Origin of the sequence: Pseudomonas capeferrum, from assembly GCF_013523055.1 — a bacterium.
Lineage (GTDB): Bacteria > Pseudomonadota > Gammaproteobacteria > Pseudomonadales > Pseudomonadaceae > Aquipseudomonas > Aquipseudomonas capeferrum_A.
This window is the reverse complement of sequence record NZ_JAAMQM010000078.1, coordinates 1-339: the sequence shown is the minus strand read 5'-3', so window position 1 is coordinate 339 and position 339 is coordinate 1. Positions and strand designations below refer to the sequence as shown.

Annotated in this window: 1 protein-coding gene; it reads left to right on the top strand. The window is 61.4% G+C overall.

Annotated features, from left to right (window positions below):
* Positions 1 to 339 (top strand): immunoglobulin-like domain-containing protein (locus tag G7009_RS28370; protein WP_181133386.1); only part of this gene is annotated, 339 nt, incomplete at both ends.

Sequence of the window (339 nt, the reverse complement as noted above, 5' to 3'; positions counted from 1 at the left end):
AAGGCGGTCAGATCACCTACACCGTGACCCTGAGCAACGCCCAAGGCCTGCCAGTTACCGGCCATGCGGGCCTGACGTTCACCCTCACCGATGGCACCACGATCACCATCCCGAGCGGCAGTACCGCTGGCACCGCCACCATCACCGCCAACGATGACGTGTATGTCGGTGGCCAGCCGGCCATTGCCCAGACCATCACCGGTGTAACTGGTGATGCGGTCTTCGAGAACCTGATCACTGCTGGCAGCACCAACACAGTCGTCACTGACGAAACCGGTACGCCGAACAATCCAGGGACTCCAGGTACGCCAAATGGCGGCGACCAGGTTTTGGTCAGCA